The organism is Flavobacterium daejeonense DSM 17708 (genome assembly GCF_000425425.1).
GTDB classification, from domain to species: domain Bacteria; phylum Bacteroidota; class Bacteroidia; order Flavobacteriales; family Flavobacteriaceae; genus Flavobacterium; species Flavobacterium daejeonense.
On record NZ_AUDK01000023.1, the window covers coordinates 1 to 23062 of the forward strand.

Consider the following 23062-nt stretch of genomic DNA (forward strand, 5'->3'; position numbering starts at 1 on the left):
TAAGTTTGCGATGGGGTTTTTGACTTTTTCTGCAAGTAAAACAAGTAGTCCTGTACTTGTTCGGGATCTAATTCTGTGGGGATTTTGCCAAAATAGAGCGAAATAGCCGCCACGTGGCGAGAGTAATTATTAAAGGTACTCTCACTTCTACCCAAAACAGAGACGGTGCGTTCAAAACGTTGCAACAATTCCTCAAATCCGGGAACTTCTCGCTTGGCTTGCTGCAGAATTTTATTCTCTCTTAATTCATCTGGATGCTTTTTTTGTAGCCATACTTTACGATTTTTAATTATCTTCGTAAGGTACTAAATCTCAATAAGTGCTACCGAAGGTTTAGTTCAACAATGGCTATACGTAATGCGGGCGGAAGTACCAACCGAAAGGTCGATGCTTCTATTCCGCCAAAGCTCCGCTTTGACGTTTTATAGAAAATAAGTTAAAACACAAAGCGTAGTTTTGGCTACCGTCTGTGCCAAACCGAAAGTAAAGTGCCTTGAAATCCCGCACTACGCATAGCCGAGACCGTTGGCGGTCATTGTAACAGACAACACAGCAGACATAAAATCTATGGACAATCTCTTAAAATACATTCGTTCGCTAACAAGTTTTTCCGACAAAAGTTGGGAACTGCTGCAAGCTGCATTGACGACAAAAGTATTTAAGAAAAGAGAACTGTTACTAAAAGAAGGACAAGTTTGTAATTCACTATTTTACATTGACAACGGCTACTGTAAAAGTTATTACGAAATTGACGGAGTTATAAAAAACACAGGCTTTTTCTTTGAAAACGAAATCACGACAAACATCAACAGTTTTGGCAACGGACAAAAATCGGAATTTAACATTGTGGCTTGCGAGCCGTCAAAAGTCATAATTTTTGACAAACACAAATTGTTTCAAGCCACCAAACAAGCCAACGAAATAGAAACTTTGGGACGAAATTGCATACGATTATTTGCTACCAAGCAGGAAGAATTTGGGACTTTGTTCAAGCTATATACAGCACAAGAACGCTTAGAATATTTGGAAACAAAACATCCTGAAATTTTGCAACGGGTTTCACTTTCTCAATTAGCTTCCTTTCTTGGTGTCGCAAGGGAGACATTAAGCCGAATTAGAAAACGCAGAACGTTGGGATAATTATGTGATGATTATCACAGGTCTGACACCGAAACATTTTTGACCTTTGCTTAAAATATAGAAGTTATGCAAAAGTTGAAAAAAATTGATGAGCAAACCAACATATTGACTTGGTTTGAAATTCCTGTAACAGATATTGACAGGGCAAAAAAATTCTACGAAACTATTTTGGACATTGAAATGGTTAAACGAGCAGACGGAAATGATGAAGCGGTTTTCTTTCCGTTTAACCCAAATGTTATTCAGGCAACATCGGGACGAGTAACAGGTGTTTTGTCTAAAACAGAAAGAAACAGTCCGTCAGAAAATGGAACAGTTGTTTACATCAACGCAAGTCCAGACATTCAAATTGTGCTTGACAAAGTTGAACAAACGGGCGGAAAAGTGATTATGCCACGAACACAAATTCCAGCAGGCTTTATCGCTATCATCATTGACAGCGAAGGTAACAAAGTCGGACTTCACGCTGAACAATAAAACGACTAACAACAGCGACTAAAAGTCAGGTGGAACAAAGTGTTTTACTTGACTTTTTTGTTACATTTGGTCACGGAAAAACAACGAACCGCCAACATCGGTTTGGCAATATGGCGGGTGAAGTGCTCAAATTAAACGAATTGAACATTAACAAACATATCGCTAAACCGAAAGTGCAGTGCTTCTAATCCCGCACTACGTTTATACTTGACCGTTGTGCGTCATACTTGTGGACATCGGACTCAAACTGACTGCTATAAACGAAAAGAAAATTTTGGATATGGACAAGCTGAAAACCGAAAAGAATAAGCATCATAAAAAAACAATAGAAAAATGAACACAGGAAATGTTACTACCATCAACCCGGCTGACAAATCAGCTTTAAAACGGTTTATTTCATTGGAACGAAAATTAATGAAAGGCTACCCTTACTATATCTCTGAAATAGATGACGATGTAAAAAAGTTTCTAACCCGAAAAAATCTGATGGCTAAGGAAATGGAATTCGGACTATTTGTTGTGTCCAAATCTGGGGAAGAGGTAGGTCGTTGTGCAGCCATTATCAACAAAAAGTTTCAAGAACAGAAGCAAGCCAATGCAGGCTTTATAGGTTTTTTTGCTGCAGCGGACAATTGTGAACCGGAAGTGGCAGAATTGATTAGACAAGCAGAGGGTTGGCTGAAAGAAAGAGGTGTGACCATGGTAATAGCCCCAGCCAACGGAGGTGCTCCGAATGCCATGGGATTTTTAGTAACCGGATTTGACGAAGACCCCATGTTTCCTTTTTTATGGCATCCTCCATATTACAAAGGTTATATTGAATCACTGAATTATCAATCAACCTACCCCATGTGGTATTATGAAGTTGACTTTGCCAGCGAAAAATACAAAGCTGCAAAAAGCCGGTATGCAAACTATGATGCAGCAGTTATTCGGCCTGTTTCAAAAAAAAACTGGAACAAAGACATTGAAATTGTAACAGATATGCTTAATGAAACTTTTGTGAATGAGTGGGAATTTACAAAAATGAGTTACGCTGAAACCAAAGAGTTTATGGCTCCTATGAAAGATGCCTTAGCTCCCCAACAAATACTAATTGCCGAAGTTGAGGGAAAGCCAGCCGGTTTTTGTTTGGCTATGCCGGACTTAACCCCACTTTTTCGAACATTCAACGGAAAGGTCGGCTTGCTTGCCATTTTCAAACTGATAACCGGTGCTGCTAATAAATTCAAAAGGGCGGGAATTTTAGGTATCGGAGTTACTGAAGCACATAAAGGGAAAGGATTGGCTAAAGCAATTGCCATGAAGATGTATGGCTACCATGAATCATTGGGACTGAATAGTAGCTTATACTTTCCGGTAAATGAAAGTAACACGGAATCAAGAGGATTTGCTGAATCCATTGGCGGAAAAGGGCGAATGTTGTATCAGGTTTACAGCAAAATATTAAGTTAAAAGGACAATGGGGTTTGACATAAATCATGACAGACATTTTCACAGTAGAGAAGTAGCACGAACGCACAATCGAGTAAACGGCTCCGCCCCTTATGGAACGGAGTGCGCCTCTCAAATATTTATATTCACGAAAACCAATAAAAAACAATAGAAACCTGAGTACACCACCGAACCCTTCGGCTAACGCTCAGGATAAACCAAGCGGGTCATCCCGATAAAAATCGGGACAGACTGTACTCGGCGGTTCGCAAAATGATGGATTAAGTTCGATGTAAACATCAGTTAAAGATTGATAGCCAAGCTGTTTCAGGCGTTTCCCACTGGCTCGTTTGCAACGAATGCAAAATTACTACTATAAACAAATCACAGCGTTTATAACGCGGCCAGCTATTGCTTTTAAAAATCAAAATACTTATCTTTAAATCAATACTTAACTTTAAAGATAAAAACATCCTATGCAAAAACTACAATTCAAAATAACCATAAATGCCGTTGTCGGCAAGGTTTATGATATCATGCTGGGCATTAGCAACAAAGCAACTTACGAAGCATGGACAGCTCTATTCAACCCTACTTCTACCTACGAAGGCAACTGGAAAAAAGGAAGCAAAATGCTCTTTATCGGAACGGATGAAAATGGCAACAAAGGCGGTATGGTTTCTGAAGTTTTTGATTGTACCAATAACCGTTTTGTTTCTATTCGTCATTACGGAATTTTAAAAAATAATGAAGAAATCACAACAGGTCCGGAAGTGGAAAAATGGGCAAACGGATACGAAAATTATTCTTTTGAAGAAAACAAAGGCATCACTACCGTTACAGTTGATATAGACGTTACCCAAGATTTTTTAGATTACATGAACCAAACTTTCCCCAAAGCACTCGAAAAACTGAAAGAAATTTGCGAGAAGTAAAAGGAACAAAATTTTCATCAGTTAGGAGACTCAATAATTTAATTTTTAGTTAAATAAGACCATTTTATTAGGCATCAATAACGTTATATAAAATAATAACACAAATAAGTGTTGAACTAAATTCGTAATCTCATGGCAAACAATCAAGTAAAGCTGCATCGGGTATTTGCAGCCCCCATAGAAAAAGTTTTTAAAGCATTCACCGATGCTGATGCAATGGCGGCCTGGCTGCCTCCTTACGGCTTTTTATGCAAAGTACACCACATGGATTTTAAAATTGGCGGAACGTACCAAATGTCGTTCACTAATTTTTCCACCGGTAACGGCCATTCTTTTGGAGGCGAATACCTGGAAATCAAAACCAACGAACTCATCAAATACACCGATCAATTTGACGATCCGAATCTGCCGGGTAAAATGCTAACCTCCGTCGAATTCAAAAAAGTATTTTGCGGAACCGAACTATTCGTGACTCAGGAAGGAATTCCGGATGTTATTCCGGTAGAAATGTGCTATTTGGGTTGGCAGGAATCCTTAGACAAATTAAAACGTTTGGTAGAACCCAATATTCCGGATGCTTAATTTTTAGTTAGCAAAAAAAATAAAAAACGAGGAATTAACAGAAACAAAAAAGCCTCAAAATCATGGATTTCAAGGCTTTTTGTGATCGCAGAAGGATTCGAACCTTCGACCGTCCCGATAAGAATCGGGATGCGCTATCCAGCTGAGCTATGCGCCCATTTTCTTTTCTTAGCTTAACTTCCCACTAGCCCTCTTTTCAACTAATACCAACTTAAAATTTTGGAATACACGATGTTCACTTTCCAAAAAACACTCGAAAAACTGAAAGAAATTTGCGAGAAATGAGTACAAACAAAAAACCCCTTGAAATCAAGGGGTTTTAAGAGTGATCGCAGAAGGATTCGAACCTTCGACCGCCTGCTTAGAAGGCAGGTGCTCTATCCAGCTGAGCTATGCGACCATTATTTTAATTTCGACCTCCTGCTTAGAAGGCAGGTGATACAAAATCTGTCGGGGTGGCAGGATTCGAACCTGCGGCCTCCTGCTCCCAAAGCAGGCGCGATAACCGGGCTACGCTACACCCCGAGTAGCAAAATTTATAAGCGGAGAGACAGGGACTCGAACCCTGGCGACGGTTACCCGTCGACAGATTAGCAATCTGCTCCATTACCACTCTGGCACCTCTCCAAGCTCAAAGAACGTGTCTCGTTTTGCGGTTGCAAATGTAACACAACATCTCATTTCTCACAACTATTTTTACGCTTTTTTTTATATTTTTTTTTGATTATTTTAAAAAACACTAACAATCAAATAGATAGATTCTGATATTTTTTAAACTTTTTTTTCAAAAAGAGAATCCACGACCGAAAATATAAATTTAATACAAAAAAGAGTAAATTTGCTTGGACTATACAACCAAACCGCATTTAAAAATATGAGCAAAAAAGTAGTTATCGTTTCAGCTGTAAGAACCCCTATAGGAAGTTTCATGGGAGGATTAGCCAATGTTTCCGCTCCGCAACTGGGAGCTACCGCTATCAAAGGCGCTTTGGATAAAATAAATCTGGATCCTGCCCTGGTGGACGAAGTATTAATGGGAAATGTTATTCAGGCAGGCGTAGGCCAGGCTCCGGCACGTCAGGCGGCTCTTTTTGCAGGTTTGAAAGACATAGTCCCTTGTACAACTATTAATAAAGTTTGCGCTTCCGGAATGAAAGCCGTAATGATGGCAACTCAGGCGATCAAAACTGGTGATGCCGAAATTGTAGTTGCCGGAGGAATGGAAAACATGAGTTTAATTCCGCATTATACGTATTTAAGAAACGGAGTGAAATTTGGACCAACTTCCTTAGTGGATGGTATGCAAAAAGACGGCTTAGTTGATGCTTATGACAATCAGGCGATGGGTGTTTATGCCGACCTTTGTGCTCAAGAATACAACATTAGCCGCGAAGAACAAGACAATTTTGCTATTGAATCCTACCGTCGTTCGGCGCAGGCTTGGGAATCAGGGAAATTTGATACCGAAGTAGTTCCGGTACAAGTACCTCAACGCCGTGGCGAACCTATCCTAATTGCGAAAGACGAAGAATACACCAATGTTAAACTGGATAAAATTCCTTCTTTAAATGCTGTTTTTACCAAAGACGGAACCGTAACCGCTGCCAATGCTTCGACTATCAACGACGGCGCAGCCGCCTTAATCCTGATGAGCGAAGAAAAAGCAGCCGAATTACAACTAAAACCATTGGCATACATTAAAAGTTATGCCGACGCCGCTCAGGAACCTAAATGGTTTACCACCAGTCCGGCTAAAGCTTTACCAAAAGCCTTAGACAAAGCCGGAATAACATTAAACGATGTCGATTTTTTTGAATTCAACGAAGCTTTTTCCGTTGTAGGTTTGGCAAATATCAAAATTTTAGGTCTGGACAGCAACAAAGTAAACGTAAACGGAGGAGCGGTTTCTTTAGGACATCCACTGGGATGTTCCGGAGCCCGAATTCTGGTAAGTTTACTGCATATTTTGGAACAAAATGATGCCAAAATAGGTGCCGCAGCCATTTGCAACGGTGGTGGTGGCGCTTCAGCAATTGTTATTGAAAGAATCTAAAAAAATTGAATTAATGTTCGGAATCTGTAATTTAGCTATTATTCCCCTTCGATTTGAACCTAGTGACAAAAGCGAAATTGTTTCTCAGGTTTTATTTGGCGAACACTTTAAAATATTGGAAAAACGCAACCAATGGTCGCGCATTAAATTGCAATACGACGATTATGAAGGCTGGGTAGATGCTAAACAATATCAGGTGATTTCAGAGGCGAATTATGAGCAATTATCCAAAGAGACCATCATTCTCAATTCCGATTTAATCGAATACATCACTATTGCTAACAATCAGTTGATTCCTATTCCGTTGGGAGCCTCACTTTCGTTTTTGAACAACAATGAAATCAACACGCAGAATTACGAGTTTGAAGGAACTAAAGTAAACGGCGTCAAAGACAAAAGAAACCTCATCAATACAGCATATATGTATTTGAACGCGCCATATTTATGGGGAGGAAAAACGCCTTTTGGTATTGATTGTTCGGGTTTTACCCAAATGGTTTACAAATTAAACGGTTACAAACTTTTAAGAGATGCTTCGCAGCAGGCTACTCAGGGAGAAGCTTTGAGTTTTATCGAAGAAAGCGAACCGGGAGATTTGGCTTTTTTCGACAATGAAGAAGGCAACATCATTCACGTGGGAATTATTATGGAAAACAATTACATTATCCATGCCAGCGGAAAAGTGCGCATTGACCGTATTGACCATTTAGGGATTTTCAATAACGAAACCAACAGGCATACTCACAAATTAAGAGTGATTAAGAAGATTGTTTAATTTACAACAAGAATCGGAAATCAGTAATTGTTCTCGATACAAATTTTAATAAAAAGCTATTCGCATTTTCTTAAAATTTACTCGAACTGACGACTTTGTAGTACCATCACTTCGAGTATTTTATGAAGTGAATCGGAATAAAATGTATCGAGAAGTCTTTCTACATAATTCACTCAAACTTACAGTTACTTACACTCCCATTTTTCATTAGATAATTTATCCTTTAAACCGGATTTTAAATTGTAATGCCACCATTCGGAATCAAAAGAATTAAAACCGTTGGAAATCATCACTTCTTTAAGTAAAGCTCTGTTATCTTTCACTTTTTGCGGCAAATCTTCATAAAGATGTCCGGCTTCAGGACCAAAAAAATCAAAAGAAGTCCCCATTTTTAGTTCTTTTCCTCTTTTGTTGACCAAAGTAATATCGACCGCTCCTCCTCTATTATGAATCGAACCTTTGGACGGATCGGCAACATATTCTGGATTGGAAACAATCGTCCACATTCGTTTTTGAATATCCAGCGGACGATAACAGTCAAAAAGCTTAATACGTAAGCCTTTTTTCTTAAATTCCTCATTGGCCGCAATCAATGCCTTAACGGTTTTGTAACGTAAAAAACATTCGGCGCAATCATATACTTTGGCTTTCAAAAAATTATCATCGGTAGCATATTTCATATCATACACAAAATCCGAACTATAGTCTTTTAAGTTTACAAAAGTAGTATCGGTAATTTCTGTTTTGGATGTTACAATCGTCGACTGTGAATGACAGGACAAAAACATAAAAAAGAAACCAAGAGAAAAGAGAAATCTGAAAGTTGTAGTCATCTGAAGCATAATTAAAACCGTCTCAAAACGTTTTGAGACTTTAACAAATGTACAAAACCATCTCTAAAAAAAGCCTGAACTTCGGTCTCTGTAATCTCTTTTTACAAAACCTATTCAACATCAACCACTTTCATTTTGTTTAAAAAACTTTTTCGTCGATTTCATTCTTCTATTGAATTTAAAAATGTACTTTTATTTTTTGTTGCTAAAAGCGATACAACTTTTACCCATTAATATTAAAACACAACTTTAAAATGATTGTAGATTCATTAAACAATGCAGCGAAATACTACGGTTTACACCCTGCTTTCGAAAAAGCATTTCAATTTTTAAAAGAAAACGACTTAGCCAATCTGGCTGATGGCGTAACCCAATATACCGATGATTTAAAAATTATCGTGAATTCCGGGAACGGAAATTCTAAAGAACAAAGTTTGGTTCACTTTGAATGTCATGACAAAAACATTGATATTCAGGTGTGTGTAACCGGTCCGGAAACTTATGCCTGGAAACCGAGAGAAAAATGTGTGAGCCCAAACGGAGATTACAGCGATGAGAAAGATGTTCGTTTTTTCTTTGACCAACCCGATATGTTTTTTGAACTCAATCCGGGACAATTTACCATTTTATTTCCCGATGATGTCCACGCAGCAATGATAAGTAACGGAAAGATTAAAAAAATCGTCATCAAGGTGAAAATCTAAAAAAAATAAAATTTATGACAGCAAAACTACTTTTCGGAGTAGTTTTTGTTGTTTTAGGAAGCAAATGAGAATCATTTTATTCCAAAAAATAATCATTACATTTGAATCTATTGCCATAAAATTACATCCAAATGCTTAAAAACAAAGTCGTTTTTATTGTTACATGCCTTTTGTTATTTCAGTTCAGCAATGCCCAAAAGCCACAAAAACCCAATGCTGTTGAAATTTACAATCAAATTCAGAAATTAAACTTCTTAGGAAGCGTGCTTTATATTGCCGCACATCCGGATGATGAAAACACCCGGTTGATTTCTTATTTTTCGAACGAAATAAAAGCCCGAACAGCTTATCTTTCCTTAACCCGCGGTGATGGCGGACAAAATTTAATCGGACCGGAATTACGAGAATTATTAGGTGTAATCCGAACTCAGGAATTGATTGAAGCCCGAAAAATTGACGGTGGTGAACAGTTTTTTAGTCGTGCCAATGATTTTGGTTTTTCCAAAAATCCTGATGAAACTTTTGAAATTTGGGACAGAGAAAAAGTTTTGGCTGATGTGGTTTGGACTATTCGAAAATTCCAACCCGATGTTATCATCAATCGTTTTGACCATCGTTCGCCTGGAACTACGCATGGGCATCACACGGCTTCGGCAATTTTAAGCGTGGAAGCTTTTGATTTATCCAATAATCCTGAAAATTTTCCGGAACAATTGCAATGGTATGCGCCCTGGCAATGTAAACGTGTTTTTTTCAATCCGTCCGTTTGGTTTTATGGCAGTCAGGAAAAATTTGATGCAGCCGATAAATCCAATTTTATCAGTTTACAAACCGGTGTTTACTATCCGTCATTAGGAAAATCCAATCAGGAAATTGCCGCTTTAAGCCGCAGCTGTCATAAATCACAAGGTTTTGGCAGCACCGGAAGCCGCGGAAACGACACCGAATATTTAGAACTTATCAATGGAAATCCTCTTCTAAAAGAACCTTCGAATATTTTTGACGGAATTGACACCAGCTGGAATCGGGTAAAAGGCGGAAAATCTATCGGTGAATTGCTACATCGCATTGAGAAAAAGTTTGATTTCTCTAATCCTTCTGCCTCTATTCCAGATTTATTAAAGGCTTATAAAATGATTCTCGCTCTGGATGAAAATCATTGGAAACCAATTAAACTGGAAGAAATTAAAAACACTATTGCTGCCTGTGCCGGATTGTATCTGGAAGCTGTTACCAACGAAGATCAGGCGACTCCCGGAAGTGAGCTTAAAATCAAAATTGAAGCTATTAACCGAAGTGAAACACCTATAACACTAAAAAGTATCACCAGTTTCCCGGATCAGAAAAACACGGTTTTAAATCGTCCATTAAACAACAATACGGCCGAAATTCTACATATTAATCTACGACTACCTACAGACGTTCCTTATAGTCAGCCCAACTGGCTCAAAGAACGACCAACTGTGGGAATGTATCAGGTTTCCGACCAGAAAAATATTGGTTTGCCGGATATTATCAGAGACGTAAAGCTGAAATTTGAACTCCATATTAATGAGACAACAATTCCTTTTGAACGGTTGGTAGTTTACAAATTCAACGATAAAGTAAAGGGCGAAATGTACAACTACCTCGATATTATTCCGGAAGTAAGCAGCCGTATTGTGGATCAAATTTCTTTTTTCAACAGTGGAAATACCAAGAAAATGGCCGTTAGAGTAAAAGCCGGGAAAGACAATATTAATGGAGAAGTCCGATTAGATTTAGACGATAACTGGAATGTTTATCCTCCTTATATTCCTTTTAGTCTGGAAAAAAAAGACAGCGAAAAAACCGTTTATTTTGATGTAACACCACCAAAGGAAGCTTCTGAAATTACAGCAAAAAGTATTGTTGTTTTAGATAACAAAAAACAGGACAAAGAGCAATATATTATCAATTACGACCATATTAGCAGGCAACAGGTATTATTGCCTTCGGAAGCAAAATTTAAAAAATTAGATTTAAAAACAACCAAAGAAAAAATTGGGTACATCATGGGTGCCGGCGACGATGTTCCGGAATGCCTTAGCCAGATGGGATACAATGTGACATTAATTACACCGGAAGAAATCAACAGCCGTTATTTGAATACTTTTGATGTGATTATCACCGGAATTCGTGCTTATAATACGCTTTCTTTTTTAAAATTCAGACAACATTTACTACTCGAATTTGTAAAAAGAGGCAAAACTCTGATTGTGCAATACAACACTCCGGACAAAACAATACCTGCCAATATTGCTCCTTATCCCTTAACGCTTTCCAGTGACCGCGTTACTGATGAAAATGCGGCAGTTACGTTTTTAGCCCCTGATCATGCTATTTTAAATTATCCAAATAAAATAACCGAAAAGGATTTTAAAGGATGGACACAAGAACAGGGCTTGTATTATCCTAACGAATTTGATGCCGATTTTACGCCAATTCTTTCTTCACATGACAAAGGAGAAACACCTAAAAAAGGCGCATTATTAGTGGCAACTTATGGAAAAGGACAATATATCTATACCGGATTAAGTTTATTTAGAGAATTACCAATGGGCGTTTCGGGAGCTTATCGATTAATTGCTAATATGATTGCACTAAAAACTCCTGAAACCTCACAAACGGAGGAAACCCAAAAATAAAAACACGCACTATGGGATTAAAAAAAGAAAGAAAGTGGAAACCGGATTACAGCTGGGTTTTGGTAGCTAATGCGATATACATCCTGTTTTTTTATTTAATAATGAAATTATATTCTTAAGCCATGCAATTATTTGACTGGATTGTACTGATTATCACCCTGCTGTTCATCGTAATTTATGGCGTTTGGAAAACAAAGGGAAGTAAAAACGTAGAAGACTTTATTCTGGGGAGTAATGAAACGCCCTGGCACATGGTAGGACTTTCTGTTATGGCTACTCAGGCGAGCGCCATTACCTTTCTTTCTACTCCCGGTCAGGCTTATCACGACGGAATGGGATTTGTTCAATTTTATTTTGGACTCCCAATAGCCATGATTGTCATATGTTTGACCTTTATACCTATTTATCATAAATACAAAGTTTTTACCGCTTACGAATACCTCGAAAAACGTTTTGATGTAAAAACCCGTTCACTGGCAGCCATTCTTTTTTTATTCCAAAGAGGTCTCGGAACCGGATTAACAATTTATGCTCCTGCAATCATTTTATCGGCATTATTAGGTTGGAATCTGACCTACATGAATATCGTCATCGGAATTCTGGTTATTTTTTATACCGTTTCCGGAGGAACCAAAGCCGTAAACGTAACCCAAAAACAACAGATGTTTGTAATCATGTCAGGAATGTTTATCACATTTTTTCTTATTCTGCATTTTTTACCGAACGATATGACTTTTAGCAATGCGCTTCATATTGCCGGTGCTAATGGAAAAATGAATATTGTAGATTTCTCGACTGATCCGGAAGAAAAATATACTTTTTGGAGCGGAATTACCGGAGGTTTCTTTCTGGCTCTGGCTTATTTTGGAACCGACCAATCTCAGGTAGGACGCTATTTATCCGGAAAATCCGTTCGGGAAAGCCAAATGGGATTAATCATGAACGGACTCTTAAAAGTTCCGATGCAGTTCTTTATTTTACTGACCGGAGCAATGGTTTTTGTCTTTTTCCAATTCAATCCGGTTCCGTTAAATTTCAATCCGAACAACAAAACTATGATTGAAAAATCAAAGTATAAAAACGAATATCATGATTTAGAAAAGCAACTGGAAACGCTCTCGGAAGACAAAAAAGTAATCAATCTGTTGTACATCGACCAATTGAATCAGGATTATGATAATCCTATTTTAAGAAAAGAAATGGTGGCTATTTCGTCCAAAGAAAAAGACTTAAGAGACCGCGCCAAGGAAATTATTCACAAAGCCGACAGCGGCAACGAAACCAATGATAAAGATTATGTTTTCTTTCATTTTATCCTGCATTATTTACCCAAAGGTTTAATTGGTTTATTACTGGCTGTAATCATTTCGGCAGCAATGTCTTCTACTGCTTCCGGACTAAATGCTTTGGCTTCAACCACTGCGATTGACATTTACAAACGCAATGTAAAAGAAGACAAAACCGAAACACATTATTTGAATGCTACTAAATTCTTTACCTTTTTCTGGGGAGTCATAGCCATTCTCTTCGCCTGTGTTGGTACGCTGTTTGAAAACCTGATTCAATTAGTAAATATCGTAGGATCTGTTTTTTACGGAACCGTTTTAGGGATTTTCCTGGTTGGTTTTTATATAAAATTTGTCAAAGCCAAAGCTATTTTCTACGGTGCTTTTATCACCCAATTAACCATCTTTATCATTTACTATTTTGCCATTTTCATCTATCCAAGCGGTGAAGAAAAACTGGGCTATTTATGGCTAAATTTCATTGGCGCTATGATGGTAATTGTACTTTCAACATTATTACAGTCAACAATTTTTAAAAAGACAGAAAATATCGCTTAACAAAAAATCCCATTTACAAACTTTGCAAATGGGATTTTTTTATTTCTGAATCTGAAAAAAAGCTATCTGCTCCACTCTTCAATACTGGCTTTATTCATTTCCACATATTCTTTATTTCCGGCAGCTTCGGAGGCTGAAATAGACCATTTGGCTGTTTCAATAGCTCCTTTTTTATCACCTTGTTTTGCCTGAATTAAGGATTTTAGTCTTAAATAATAAAACGGAACATTTTTAGACATTTCTACTGCTTTATCGATATACAATCTTCCTTTGGCAATATCTCCGTTAGACTGATAATAATATTGTGCTGCTGTATAAAATTGCTCTGGTGTTGGTCCTGCCAAAGTTTTATCAATACTGGCAATGGCTAATTTGTTAGTTGGCACTTCAAATTTTAAGGAAACATACGAGTTCTCCCAGGAAATATCCAAAGTAGCCGAATTAGTCGTCAAATTATTAATAGCTAATGTAAAAGTCTCTACCGGTTTAGTCAACGCTTCTTCATCCACTGAAACTTTCAAAGCCACTTTAGACTCATCAAATTCTTTAGGAGTTCCCCAATTGTCGGTGGCAGTATAAAAAAGTACATCCCAGGTTTTCACATTTGGAATACTGTACAAAGCATATTTTCCTTTTTTCAGCGTTTTTCCATTAATTACAACATCGTCACTAAAAGAAATTATCGAGTTTTCGTTAGCTCCTGTTCGCCATAATTGTCCAAAAGGCACTAAATTCCCTAAAACCGACCTTCCTCTGGCAGATGGTCGTGAATACACAATTTCAACATCAGTTAAACCAACAACCTGTTTCACAACTGCTTTTGGACTCATTTCGGGAATTCTTACCTGAGCCTCAGCACCCAGATTCAAAACAATTAGGAAAACTATCAACAATACTTTTTTCATAATTCTGTAATTTTTTAATATTCAAATGTACAATTTCTATAACGGTACAGCTGTTAATTATTGCATAATTTAGAATCCATTTCTCTCACAACGGCATAATTTAATTCATTAAAATGATTCACTACAAAATCTGCCAATGATAAATCCTGATTCTTAGAATGCTCACTATTGTATCCTATACACAAAATTCCTGCCGCTTTTCCCGCAACAATTCCATTAGTACTATCTTCAATAATAATACAATTTTCTTTTGGCCCTACCGACAAACTTGCAGCATGTTCAAAAATTGCCGGATGCGGTTTAGATTTTGGAAAATCTTCACCACTTACCTTATGCGTAAAATATTGATGCAGATTAAAGCGATTGAAAATACGTTCGATAGTTACTTTAGAAGCCGAAGAAGCTAAAATCATCTGCACTCCATTTTGATGTAAATCTTCGATAAGATTTCTAACACCTGCTAACAATTCCAAATCTTCTTTGGTATCAAAAGCATCATTAAAAATACTACGTTTTCTCAAAATTAAATCTTCAACATCCTGTTCCAGTTGAAAAATATCTTTTAACTTTTGAAAAATATTTCGGGTTGAATTTCCGGTAAATGAAGTGTATAATTCTTCACTTACTTCGATATTTAACTCTTTAAATTGTTTGTAATAAGCATAACGGTGCACTGGTTCAGTATCTACGATTACGCCGTCCATGTCAAAAATTACAGTTTGTATCATTGTTTTAGTTTTTAGTTGATAGTTGTCGGTTGACAGTTTTAAATAGTAAAGAAGGTCATTAACTATTCACCTCTTTTCTCTTTTCTCTTTTCTCTTTTCTCTTTTCTCTTTTCTCTTTTCTCTAATCAAATTATTCCTTCTTCAAAAGATCTCGAATAACCGTTTCAGCCGCATGTAAGCCAAATAAAGCCGGCATATAACTGTTTGTTCCGTAAAACGATTTTTTAAAGTTTGTTCCATCGGTCATTTTTACACTGGTTTCATCCGGTTTTTCCATAGAAAAAACAGCTTTCACTCCTTTTTTTACACCCATTTTACGCAAACGCTTACGAACTACTTTTGCCAGCGGACAAACATCAGTTTTACTAATATCTTTCACGGTTACCTTACCGGCCTGCATTTTTCCGCCAGCCCCCATATTGGAAATGATTTTTACCTTTTTCTTTTTACATCCCACAATTAAATTCAATTTTGGCGTAATACTGTCGATACAGTCCAAAACATAATCCATATCTTCAGCAACCAATTCAAAAGCGCGTTCCGGAGAAAGAAATTCTTTTACTCGGGTTAAATTCAATTCCGGATTAATATCCATCAAACGGTCGCCTACAATGATTACTTTTGGTTCACCCACTGTAGAATGCAAAGCTGGCAATTGTCGGTTAACATTGGTAATATCCACAACGTCTCCATCCACAATAATCATGTTTCCCACTCCGGCGCGGGCTAAAAATTCGGCTGCAAAAGATCCTACTCCTCCCAATCCTACAACCATTACTTTTGCATTTTGCAATTTATTTAATCCTTCTTTTTTGAATAAAAGTTCGGCTCTTTCGGTCCACTTTGCCATAATAAATTCGTTTATTTGGTATTTGTTTATTTGATGTTATGTTATTTTTTAAAAACAGTTTTCACATTTTCAGAAATTAGCTGCTGCAAATCCTCTATTGAAATCTTTTTATATTTTGCTGCCAAGGCATAAACCTCACGGATTCCTTCTTCGACCATATCCGTTTCCAGAAAAAATCGGTCATTAGAGGTCTTGACAAAAACAGCTTCCAACTCAGGATTTCGTAATAAATTTTTTCCAAATGAAAGATAAAATCCATTATTTAGAAGTTGTTTCGCCAACTGTTCTTTTTTAGAAAATCCATGAATAATTATTGGTGTGGTAATTTTCAAACGGTTTTTTAATTCAACCAATTCCTGAAAAGCCAACACACAATGAATCACCACCGGTTTTTGGAATTTTTCTGCTAAAAGTAATTGTCTTTCTAAAACTTTCAATTGGATTTCAAATGCCGTTTCGCTGCGTTTATCCAAACCGCATTCGCCAATAGCCAAACAAGCTGGAGAACTTATTTTTTGTTCCAAAATTTGAAAATCACTTTCCAATCGATTTTCGTCTATAAATAAAGGATGAATTCCAATGGAATAATTTGAAATCGATGAATCAAATTCCTGCGGATATTGGTTTACCAATTCCAAAATTTCTGCATCATTTGTAAATTGATGCGTATGTAAATTGAAATACTGCATTAGTCGTGAAATTTTTTAACCCCTGCATAGATAGCTACTTTCAAATCGTTTTCCAAAGGAACTTTCGGACAGGAATAACGGTAACTGTAAGCGCAATACGGATTATAGGAAGTATTAAAATCGATAGCAATTGTATTGCCTTTTGGGATTTTTAAATCAATATATTTCCCGCCAATGTAACTTTCCTTTCCCGAAGTTTCATCGAAAAAAGGCAAAAACAAATCATTTTTATATTTTGGATTTTTAGAGAACTCCACATCCTGATAGACATTGAGTTTGCATTTTTTTCCATCAATTTCAAAATGCACTTCTCCGTATTTTTTAAAAAGCGGTTGTCTGTCGGTTGAAGTTGCCATTTTAAAAGCTTTTTCTTTTGGAGTACGAACTAATTTGGCAATCACAAAATATTTTTTACTTATTGGATAAAAATCCAAGGTTTTAAAAGTTGCTAAATCTTTTGCTTCCAGCGGACTGGTTTTAGAATCAGCATATTCTTTATTTAATTCCTGTTGGTACTTTTTAGCAGCCGTCCAATTGAATTTCTCCTGAGAGAAACCCAAAACACTTTGCAACCAAACAGTAAACAACAGAATAAACCTCATCTTCAAAATTTTAGGCAAAAATAGCTTAAAAGTTGCAAAGCTACAAAGCCTCTCGCTTATAATATTACAGATCATCAAATTGGAAAACTAAAATTTTAGTTAAATAACTATAAAAATAGTTTTAAAACTAAAAAAATAGTTATATACTTGTATTCAAATTAAATAACTATGGAAAAGTTAACCAACAAAGAAGAAGAAATCATGCAAATTTTATGGAAGCTCGAAAAAGCATTCGTAAAAGAAGTCATGGAAGAAATTAAAGACGACAAACCACATTACAACACACTTTCGACCATTATTAGAAATTTGGAAGAAAAAGGATATGTGTCTTACAATGCTTTTGGAAAAACCCATCAATACTATCCGATAGTAAAAATGGAAGATTATCGAAAAAAGTTTATGAATACTGCAATCGAAACTTATTTTAACAACTCTTACAAGAACATGGTTTCTTTTTTTGCCAAAGAAGAAAAAATATCCGCCGAAGAACTACGCGAAATTTTAGCTATGATTGAAAAAAAACAATAGTTATGGAAGATTTACTGCTATACCTCATCAAAGCAAGTGGCTTAATTGGTTTATTTTATTTCGCTTACATGCTGTTGTTACGAAAAGAGACCTTCTTTTCGGGAAATCGATGGTTCTTAATTTTTGGATTAATTAGCTCTAGTATTCTGCCGTTATTTTTTATCACAAAAATAATTTGGGTCGAACCAACAACAGATTCATTCGATTGGTCCAATATTCCCGTAACCGCTTCGGTAAGCAATCCCGAATCGAAAATCAATTGGTACCTAATTGGTATGTATACTTATCTCACCGGAATTTTAATTTCATTTATACAATTAGTCTTTGATTTTTATAGTTTGATGAAAGTATTGAAAGGAAAAAACATTCAACAAAATGGCAATTTTAAATTCATTGACATTGCCGAAAACATTGCTCCTTTCTCCTATTTCAATTACATCGTGTACAATTCATCTTTATATAGTTCAGATGAATTAAAAAACATTTTGGAACATGAGAAAGTACACAGCCAACAAAAACACAGCCTTGATGTATTGATCTCAAGATTGTTTTGTGTCTTCTTTTGGTTCAATCCACTGATTTGGCTGTACAAAAAAGCCATTGTCCAAAACCTGGAATTCATTGCCGACAGCGAAGCTTCTAAAAACATAACCGACAAAAAAGCCTACCAATTAACTCTTTTAAAAATAACCACACAAGACAATTGTGTTACCATTACCAACCATTTCTATCAATCTTTAATCAAAAAACGAATTATTATGTTGAACCAAAACCAATCTAAAAAATGGCATTCATGGAAGTACATCACCGTATTTCCAGCACTTATTGCTTTTGTATTTTTATTTCAAATTGAAGTTATTGCCCAAGAGAGAGAAACTCAAAAACCAGAAAATGAAACCAAATCAGAAACAGTTGATTTAAAATCATTTCAACTTGAAAAAGATTTAAAAACTTTATCTGAAGACAAAGAAATAATTATCAATGGCGAAAAATCAAGTCAGGAAGAACTAGATAAATTAGATCCTAAAGGAATTGAAAAAATTGATGTTGCCACAATTTCGGGCAAAAAAACAATTCTGGTTACTACTAAACAGCTATTAAAACCCGTTAAAATTACCGATAAAACAATTTATATTGATGGGGTAAAATCAACCAAAGAAGAGCTTGAAAAATTAGACAAAAATAGCATTGACAAAATGGATGTCAATACATTAGATAATACGGTTAAGATAACAACTAAAACAATTGCAAAATTAGATGATAAAAATGTTATTAGAACAATATCGAGCCAAGATGGAATAAAACCACTAATCATTATTGATGGTAATCAAGCCGATTCCAATTTCAAGATTGATGAACTTCCAACCGATCGAATTGAAAGTATAAATGTATTAAAAGGAATTCATGCTGTTACAAAATATGGAGAAAAAGCAAAAGATGGTGTTATTGAAATCAAAACTAAAGAAAAAACAACTCTAAATAATTTCAAACCTATTCAAAGAAAAACCTTTCAAGGATTTCAAATATTAAAACCAGAAGAAACTAAAAATATAGAAATTGAGAAAATCAATGAAAATCCAAACAAAAAAATAATTAAATCCTACCTTAAAGAATATTACATAGATGGTAAAAAATCGACTGCTTTTGTATATAGCAAACTAGACATAAACAACATTGACAAAGTCGAAACTGATCCTTTTAAAAAGAAAGTATTTATCACAACGAAAACGTCAAACGCACCAAAATCAACTATTATTTCAGAACAAAATGGCAACAATAACGCAATTGCAAAAGTAAATGCTGAAAACAAAAATTCTACTCTGCTAGATTTTACTAAAACTTTTAGTAAAGCCTTAGTTATAATTGATGGAAAAAAGAGTAATCTTGAACGCTTATTAAAAATTAAAAATAGAAATATCAAATTCACTAATGCTAATATATTTGAAGAATCGACCGATGAAAGCAAAAAGATTGTTTTAGCAACTTACGGAGAAAAAGCCAGAAACGGAGTTTTAGTAGTCGAGACATCACCCATTGAAAAATAATTCCTAAATAACAAAAGACGATCCTTAATCAAGACCGTCTTTTGTTATATCTTTAAGAAAAGTAAAAGTTATGTTCAAAATATTAGCTAAAATCAACAAACTCATTTTACCTAGTTTTACCAAGCAAGGATTGGATTTATCAAAAGCCAAAAAATGGCAATTGGCTATTATTGCGTACCGCTATTATGTAACTTCAAGAGCAGTGGACTAATAAGTGAGTGCAACAAAAATATCGTAACCATTTAATTTCTCACGACCGTTTAGAAAAGTCAATTCCATCAGGAAATTACATTGTACAATTTCGCCTCCTAATTTTTCAACCAATTCGCAAACCGCTTTAGCCGTTCCTCCGGTTGCCAGCACATCATCATGGATTAATACCTTATCTCCTTTTTGGATAGCATCTTTATGAATTTCTAAGGTATCTGTGCCATATTCCAAATCATAAGTTACCGAAACCGTTTCATAAGGCAATTTTTTAGGCTTTCGCACTGGCACAAAACCGGCATTTAATTCCTGCGCTAACAACATTCCGAATAAAAAACCTCTGCTTTCCGCTCCTACCACCTTATTAATCTTATGTCCGTTTACCGAATTTGCTAAAATTTGAAGACATTCTGTCCTAGCTTCCGCATTATTTAACAGCGGCGTAATATCTTTAAACAAAATTCCTTCTTTTGGAAAGTCCTGAATATCACGAATATAATTTTCTAAGTTCATTTTTTTTAGTATTTATTGAAATTTATGCTTGCAAGTTACACATTTATCCCTATATTTGCACCCGCAATCACGCTTTACAAAGCAACTGCAAAAGGCCTCGTGGCGCAACTGAATAGCGCATCTGATTACGGCTCAGAAGGTTACTGGTTTGAATCCAGTCGAGGTCACAAACAAAAATCCCTAAACACGTATTAAACAACGTTTTAGGGATTTTTTATTTTTATTTTAGCCGACATTTAGCCAACATAATTTTTATATCCTACGTATCTTTAATATTTTGTCTTTTGATGTCATATTTGAAAATTAATCAATCCTCCAAACTCTTCTTGTCTTATCTGTTTCTTTTTTTATTTTAAAAATTTTGTCTTTGATCAAAACTCTTGAAGAAATAAAATTTACATAATCTTTATTTTCTATCTCAAAAGATTCTCCAACTTCCAAAACACTCAACAAATTAAACATTCTATTTTGCTTGTTAAATTTGAAAAAATCTATATCTTTAGAAATATCTTCTTCCGATCTAATATTATCAATTTTTTTTATATGATTTTTTTTTATATATAATTTGATTTTTATTCTTTGATGGAATTATTTCAAGGAGAAAATCTATAGATTCTTCAAAATTATCCCTTAATAACTCAAGCTCTGTTTTACGGTACTTTGTTTTGACTCAATAACAGATTTACAGCATTCAATGTATCGATTATTTAAGAGCATCAATAACTTCTTCCTCATGAGTAATTTGCGACAAATTGATGGCGGTCTCAATTAAAGCCAGATGGGAATAGGCCTGCGGGAAATTGCCCAGTAGTCTTTTGGTTTTAAAATCAAGGTCTTCACTAAATAATCCCAAATGGTTGCTATAAGTAAGTATTCTTTCAAAAAGCATTTTTGCTTCCTGATACTTCCCAATTTTGTACAAGCTATTTATGTACCAAAAGCTACAAATGGTAAATGAGGAAGTAGGTTGCCCAAAATCATCCGCACTTTTGTATCGATATAGCAATCCTTCCCTGCTCAAATCCCTTCCTATGGCTTTTACTGTACTGATATACTTGGGATCATTCGCGTTAAGAATACCATAATCTTCCATAAGCAAAACAGATGCATCAAGATGAACAGACCCATAAGACTGGGTAAAGGCCTGAACCTCTTCATTCCAGGCTTTTTCCATAATATCTTTCCTAATAGTATCTCTCAATTTCTGCCATTTCTCAGCCTTTCTCTTTTTACCTATGATATCAGCCACCTTTACTGCCCTGTCAATGGCGGTCCAGCATAAAACTTTTGAAAAAGTAAAATGCCTGTCTTCTGTTCTAAATTCCCAAATACCTTTGTCTGTATCCTGCCAGTGATGCTCGACCAGCCAAGCAATTCCTTTGGTGATATCCCACATTTCCTCCCCATTGTCTATATCTGTACTAAAATGTACAAATTGATGATAAATCACATCCATGAGTATGCCATAAATATCATTTTGACGCTGAAGATAGGCCGCATTGCCAATGCGCACAGGTTTAGACCCCTCGTAACCACTTAAATGGTCAAGAATTTCTTCCGTCAGTTCTTTGTCTTTATTGATACTGTACATAATTTGAAGTTTCTCATCTTTGTCAGGTATCAGGTCTATAATAAACCTAAGATAATTAGAAGCAAATGTTTTATGTCCCAGAACCGAAAGTATCTTTACAACCATGGAGGCATCACGTATCCAGCAAAAACGATAATCCCAGTTTCTTACCTCGCCAATAGTCTCGGGTAATGAAGTGGTTGCAGCTGCCAATACGGCCCCAGTTTTTTCATAACTCAGTAATTTAAGAGTAATGGCACTACGCTGAATTTCTCTGTTATACCTCTGATAGGAAATTGTTTTTTCAGACCAATTAAGCCAATACACCTTTGTTCTTTCAAACTCTAGTTTAATTTTGCTTAAAGAAGGCTTGAAAATCTTTTCATTATATCCAAATAGAAAAAAACTGTCCTCAGTTAACTTTATTAGCTTTTCCGAATGAATAGCTTCTAAATCGAGGTTACTGTAAAAATAGAGAGAGTCAAACTTTTCGTTTCGGGTAAGGCTTACAATATGATCTTTTTTAACATAAGACACGGTCTCGCCCATCGCATATTCAAGTTTTGGGTTGTATCGTATCGAAAAACAGGGCGTGCCACTCTTGAGTTTTACGAACCTTATAATTTCAGGAGGAGTGTGAGAACTCCTGTCTTCTTTGAGGTATCGCGGCATAAAATCATATACCTCAAAAGCATCGGTTTCATTAGAAAATGTTGTAACCAAAATACTTGTATTATCATAGTACTGTTGAACAGTGTTGTAACTGCTGTCGGTAAGAATCTCAAAACTACCACCCTTTTCTTTATCTAATAACTTAGCAAAAATCGAAGACGAATCAAACTCTGGAAGGCAACACCAGTCAATTGAGCCGCTTTTTGATACAAGAGCTGCACTTCTACAATTGCCTATGATTCCATAATCCAAACTATTCATAAACCACTCTTTTTTAGATTTTTACAATATAATTGATTAAATTTACAAA

General features: G+C 35.9%; 23 protein-coding genes and 4 tRNA genes. 14 read left to right on the forward strand and 13 right to left on the reverse strand.

Annotation, left to right across the window (positions count from 1 at the left end):
- A partial coding sequence (locus tag H599_RS20615; protein ID WP_316930430.1) for a phage integrase N-terminal SAM-like domain-containing protein occupies positions 1-188 on the reverse strand: 188 nt, incomplete at its 3' end.
- A 379-nt stretch (positions 189-567) separates the two neighbouring features.
- On the opposite strand from H599_RS20615, the gene H599_RS0114755 reads away from it, so the two are divergent.
- From H599_RS0114755 to H599_RS0114785, 5 genes are all read left to right on the forward strand, one after another.
- On the forward strand, positions 568-1140 hold the full coding sequence (locus tag H599_RS0114755; RefSeq protein ID WP_026714839.1) for a Crp/Fnr family transcriptional regulator: 573 nt from the start codon (positions 568-570) through the stop codon (positions 1138-1140).
- Positions 1141-1206: 66 nt separating this feature from the next.
- Positions 1207-1617 carry a VOC family protein gene (locus H599_RS0114760; RefSeq protein WP_026714840.1) on the forward strand — a complete coding sequence of 137 codons (411 nt, stop codon included), beginning with the start codon at positions 1207-1209 and terminating at the stop codon, positions 1615-1617.
- 333 nt (positions 1618-1950) lie between these two features.
- Positions 1951-3072 (forward strand): GNAT family N-acetyltransferase, encoded by a 1122-nt coding sequence (locus H599_RS0114770; RefSeq protein WP_026714841.1) that lies wholly within the window; start codon positions 1951-1953, stop codon positions 3070-3072.
- A 455-nt stretch (positions 3073-3527) separates the two neighbouring features.
- Positions 3528-3986: a tungsten formylmethanofuran dehydrogenase gene (locus tag H599_RS0114780; protein ID WP_026714842.1), complete on the forward strand. Its 459-nt coding sequence runs from the start codon at positions 3528-3530 to the stop codon at positions 3984-3986.
- 132 nt (positions 3987-4118) lie between these two features.
- A complete protein-coding gene (locus tag H599_RS0114785; protein ID WP_026714843.1) occupies positions 4119-4568 on the forward strand; it encodes an SRPBCC family protein in 450 nt (149 codons plus the stop codon).
- A 326-nt stretch (positions 4569-4894) separates the two neighbouring features.
- Here the strand turns inward: H599_RS0114785 and H599_RS0114795 are convergent.
- The 3 genes from H599_RS0114795 to H599_RS0114805 form a co-directional block, all read right to left on the reverse strand.
- A tRNA-Arg gene (locus tag H599_RS0114795) sits at positions 4895-4968 on the reverse strand.
- Positions 4969-5018: 50 nt separating this feature from the next.
- Positions 5019-5093: transfer RNA gene (locus H599_RS0114800), tRNA-Pro, on the reverse strand.
- Between the two features lie 18 nt (positions 5094-5111).
- Positions 5112-5195, reverse strand: a tRNA-Ser gene (locus H599_RS0114805).
- A 247-nt stretch (positions 5196-5442) separates the two neighbouring features.
- On the opposite strand from H599_RS0114805, the gene H599_RS0114810 reads away from it, so the two are divergent.
- Together H599_RS0114810 and H599_RS0114815 are read left to right on the forward strand one after the other, a co-directional pair.
- Complete coding sequence (locus H599_RS0114810; RefSeq protein ID WP_026714844.1) at positions 5443-6621, forward strand: acetyl-CoA C-acyltransferase; 1179 nt, start codon at positions 5443-5445, stop codon at positions 6619-6621.
- 13 nt (positions 6622-6634) lie between these two features.
- Positions 6635-7396, forward strand: a complete 762-nt coding sequence (locus H599_RS0114815; protein WP_026714845.1) for a C40 family peptidase — start codon at positions 6635-6637, stop codon at positions 7394-7396.
- Between the two features lie 185 nt (positions 7397-7581).
- Here H599_RS0114815 and H599_RS0114820 read toward each other — a convergent pair whose 3' ends face one another.
- Positions 7582-8184 (reverse strand): M15 family metallopeptidase, encoded by a 603-nt coding sequence (locus H599_RS0114820; protein ID WP_245600529.1) that lies wholly within the window; start codon positions 8182-8184, stop codon positions 7582-7584.
- A 299-nt stretch (positions 8185-8483) separates the two neighbouring features.
- On the opposite strand from H599_RS0114820, the gene H599_RS0114825 reads away from it, so the two are divergent.
- The 3 genes from H599_RS0114825 (at position 8484) to H599_RS0114835 (ending at position 13443) form a co-directional block, all read left to right on the forward strand.
- Positions 8484-8933, forward strand: coding sequence for a YhcH/YjgK/YiaL family protein (locus H599_RS0114825; protein WP_026714847.1), 450 nt, complete (start codon positions 8484-8486; stop codon positions 8931-8933).
- Between the two features lie 131 nt (positions 8934-9064).
- Positions 9065-11599 (forward strand): PIG-L family deacetylase, encoded by a 2535-nt coding sequence (locus H599_RS0114830; protein WP_026714848.1) that lies wholly within the window; start codon positions 9065-9067, stop codon positions 11597-11599.
- Between the two features lie 122 nt (positions 11600-11721).
- Complete coding sequence (locus H599_RS0114835; RefSeq protein ID WP_026714849.1) at positions 11722-13443, forward strand: sodium:solute symporter family transporter; 1722 nt, start codon at positions 11722-11724, stop codon at positions 13441-13443.
- A 62-nt stretch (positions 13444-13505) separates the two neighbouring features.
- On the opposite strand, the gene H599_RS0114840 is transcribed toward H599_RS0114835, so the two are convergent.
- From H599_RS0114840 to H599_RS0114860, 5 genes are all read right to left on the reverse strand, one after another.
- Positions 13506-14348 (reverse strand): DUF2911 domain-containing protein, encoded by an 843-nt coding sequence (locus H599_RS0114840; RefSeq protein WP_026714850.1) that lies wholly within the window; start codon positions 14346-14348, stop codon positions 13506-13508.
- Between the two features lie 53 nt (positions 14349-14401).
- Complete coding sequence (locus H599_RS0114845; RefSeq protein WP_026714851.1) at positions 14402-15076, reverse strand: HAD family hydrolase; 675 nt, start codon at positions 15074-15076, stop codon at positions 14402-14404.
- A 130-nt stretch (positions 15077-15206) separates the two neighbouring features.
- Entirely contained in the window at positions 15207-15926 is a 720-nt protein-coding gene (locus H599_RS0114850) for a tRNA threonylcarbamoyladenosine dehydratase (protein WP_026714852.1), read from the reverse strand.
- Positions 15927-15967: 41 nt separating this feature from the next.
- Positions 15968-16615, reverse strand: coding sequence for a TatD family hydrolase (locus H599_RS0114855; RefSeq protein ID WP_026714853.1), 648 nt, complete (start codon positions 16613-16615; stop codon positions 15968-15970).
- The gene (locus tag H599_RS0114860; protein ID WP_026714854.1) at positions 16615-17217 is read right to left on the reverse strand and encodes a DUF1684 domain-containing protein; all 603 of its coding nucleotides are present in this window, start codon (positions 17215-17217) and stop codon (positions 16615-16617) included. Before H599_RS0114860 ends, H599_RS0114855 begins: the two co-directional genes overlap by 1 nt.
- A 168-nt stretch (positions 17218-17385) precedes the next feature.
- Here H599_RS0114860 and H599_RS0114865 point away from each other — a divergent pair, with 168 nt between their 5' ends.
- The 3 genes from H599_RS0114865 (at position 17386) to H599_RS0114875 (ending at position 20001) form a co-directional block, all read left to right on the forward strand.
- The gene (locus tag H599_RS0114865; protein WP_026714855.1) at positions 17386-17745 is read left to right on the forward strand and encodes a BlaI/MecI/CopY family transcriptional regulator; all 360 of its coding nucleotides are present in this window, start codon (positions 17386-17388) and stop codon (positions 17743-17745) included.
- Positions 17746-17747: 2 nt separating this feature from the next.
- The gene (locus H599_RS19855; RefSeq protein WP_051590760.1) at positions 17748-19790 is read left to right on the forward strand and encodes a M56 family metallopeptidase; all 2043 of its coding nucleotides are present in this window, start codon (positions 17748-17750) and stop codon (positions 19788-19790) included.
- Positions 19791-19860: 70 nt separating this feature from the next.
- A complete protein-coding gene (locus H599_RS0114875; RefSeq protein WP_026714856.1) occupies positions 19861-20001 on the forward strand; it encodes a hypothetical protein in 141 nt (46 codons plus the stop codon).
- Here H599_RS0114875 and H599_RS0114880 read toward each other — a convergent pair.
- Positions 19998-20510 (reverse strand): adenine phosphoribosyltransferase, encoded by a 513-nt coding sequence (locus tag H599_RS0114880; RefSeq protein ID WP_026714857.1) that lies wholly within the window; start codon positions 20508-20510, stop codon positions 19998-20000. The two genes, H599_RS0114875 and H599_RS0114880, sit on opposite strands and share 4 nt — an antisense overlap.
- A 93-nt stretch (positions 20511-20603) precedes the next feature.
- Here H599_RS0114880 and H599_RS0114885 point away from each other — a divergent pair.
- Positions 20604-20677: transfer RNA gene (locus H599_RS0114885), tRNA-Arg, on the forward strand.
- Between the two features lie 136 nt (positions 20678-20813).
- On the opposite strand, the gene H599_RS20920 is transcribed toward H599_RS0114885, so the two are convergent.
- Together H599_RS20920 and H599_RS0114895 are read right to left on the reverse strand one after the other, a co-directional pair.
- Complete coding sequence (locus H599_RS20920) at positions 20814-20951, reverse strand: hypothetical protein (RefSeq protein WP_162174265.1); 138 nt, start codon at positions 20949-20951, stop codon at positions 20814-20816.
- Positions 20952-21213: 262 nt separating this feature from the next.
- Positions 21214-23013 carry a glycoside hydrolase family 15 protein gene (locus H599_RS0114895; RefSeq protein WP_026714858.1) on the reverse strand — a complete coding sequence of 600 codons (1800 nt, stop codon included), beginning with the start codon at positions 23011-23013 and terminating at the stop codon, positions 21214-21216.
- Positions 23014-23062 lie beyond the last annotated feature (49 nt).

Coding starts and splice junctions, on each gene's coding strand:
- H599_RS0114755 (WP_026714839.1), top strand. CDS start 568: ATGGACAATCTCTTAAAATACATTCGTTCGCTAACAAGTTTTTCCGAC.
- H599_RS0114760 (WP_026714840.1), top strand. CDS start 1,207: ATGCAAAAGTTGAAAAAAATTGATGAGCAAACCAACATATTGACTTGG.
- H599_RS0114770 (WP_026714841.1), top strand. CDS start 1,951: ATGAACACAGGAAATGTTACTACCATCAACCCGGCTGACAAATCAGCT.
- H599_RS0114780 (WP_026714842.1), top strand. CDS start 3,528: ATGCAAAAACTACAATTCAAAATAACCATAAATGCCGTTGTCGGCAAG.
- H599_RS0114785 (WP_026714843.1), top strand. CDS start 4,119: ATGGCAAACAATCAAGTAAAGCTGCATCGGGTATTTGCAGCCCCCATA.
- H599_RS0114810 (WP_026714844.1), top strand. CDS start 5,443: ATGAGCAAAAAAGTAGTTATCGTTTCAGCTGTAAGAACCCCTATAGGA.
- H599_RS0114815 (WP_026714845.1), top strand. CDS start 6,635: ATGTTCGGAATCTGTAATTTAGCTATTATTCCCCTTCGATTTGAACCT.
- H599_RS0114820 (WP_245600529.1), bottom strand. CDS start 8,184: ATGTTTTTGTCCTGTCATTCACAGTCGACGATTGTAACATCCAAAACA.
- H599_RS0114825 (WP_026714847.1), top strand. CDS start 8,484: ATGATTGTAGATTCATTAAACAATGCAGCGAAATACTACGGTTTACAC.
- H599_RS0114830 (WP_026714848.1), top strand. CDS start 9,065: ATGCTTAAAAACAAAGTCGTTTTTATTGTTACATGCCTTTTGTTATTT.
- H599_RS0114835 (WP_026714849.1), top strand. CDS start 11,722: ATGCAATTATTTGACTGGATTGTACTGATTATCACCCTGCTGTTCATC.
- H599_RS0114840 (WP_026714850.1), bottom strand. CDS start 14,348: ATGAAAAAAGTATTGTTGATAGTTTTCCTAATTGTTTTGAATCTGGGT.
- H599_RS0114845 (WP_026714851.1), bottom strand. CDS start 15,076: ATGATACAAACTGTAATTTTTGACATGGACGGCGTAATCGTAGATACT.
- H599_RS0114850 (WP_026714852.1), bottom strand. CDS start 15,926: ATGGCAAAGTGGACCGAAAGAGCCGAACTTTTATTCAAAAAAGAAGGA.
- H599_RS0114855 (WP_026714853.1), bottom strand. CDS start 16,615: ATGCAGTATTTCAATTTACATACGCATCAATTTACAAATGATGCAGAA.
- H599_RS0114860 (WP_026714854.1), bottom strand. CDS start 17,217: ATGAGGTTTATTCTGTTGTTTACTGTTTGGTTGCAAAGTGTTTTGGGT.
- H599_RS0114865 (WP_026714855.1), top strand. CDS start 17,386: ATGGAAAAGTTAACCAACAAAGAAGAAGAAATCATGCAAATTTTATGG.
- H599_RS19855 (WP_051590760.1), top strand. CDS start 17,748: ATGGAAGATTTACTGCTATACCTCATCAAAGCAAGTGGCTTAATTGGT.
- H599_RS0114875 (WP_026714856.1), top strand. CDS start 19,861: ATGTTCAAAATATTAGCTAAAATCAACAAACTCATTTTACCTAGTTTT.
- H599_RS0114880 (WP_026714857.1), bottom strand. CDS start 20,510: ATGAACTTAGAAAATTATATTCGTGATATTCAGGACTTTCCAAAAGAA.
- H599_RS0114895 (WP_026714858.1), bottom strand. CDS start 23,013: ATGAATAGTTTGGATTATGGAATCATAGGCAATTGTAGAAGTGCAGCT.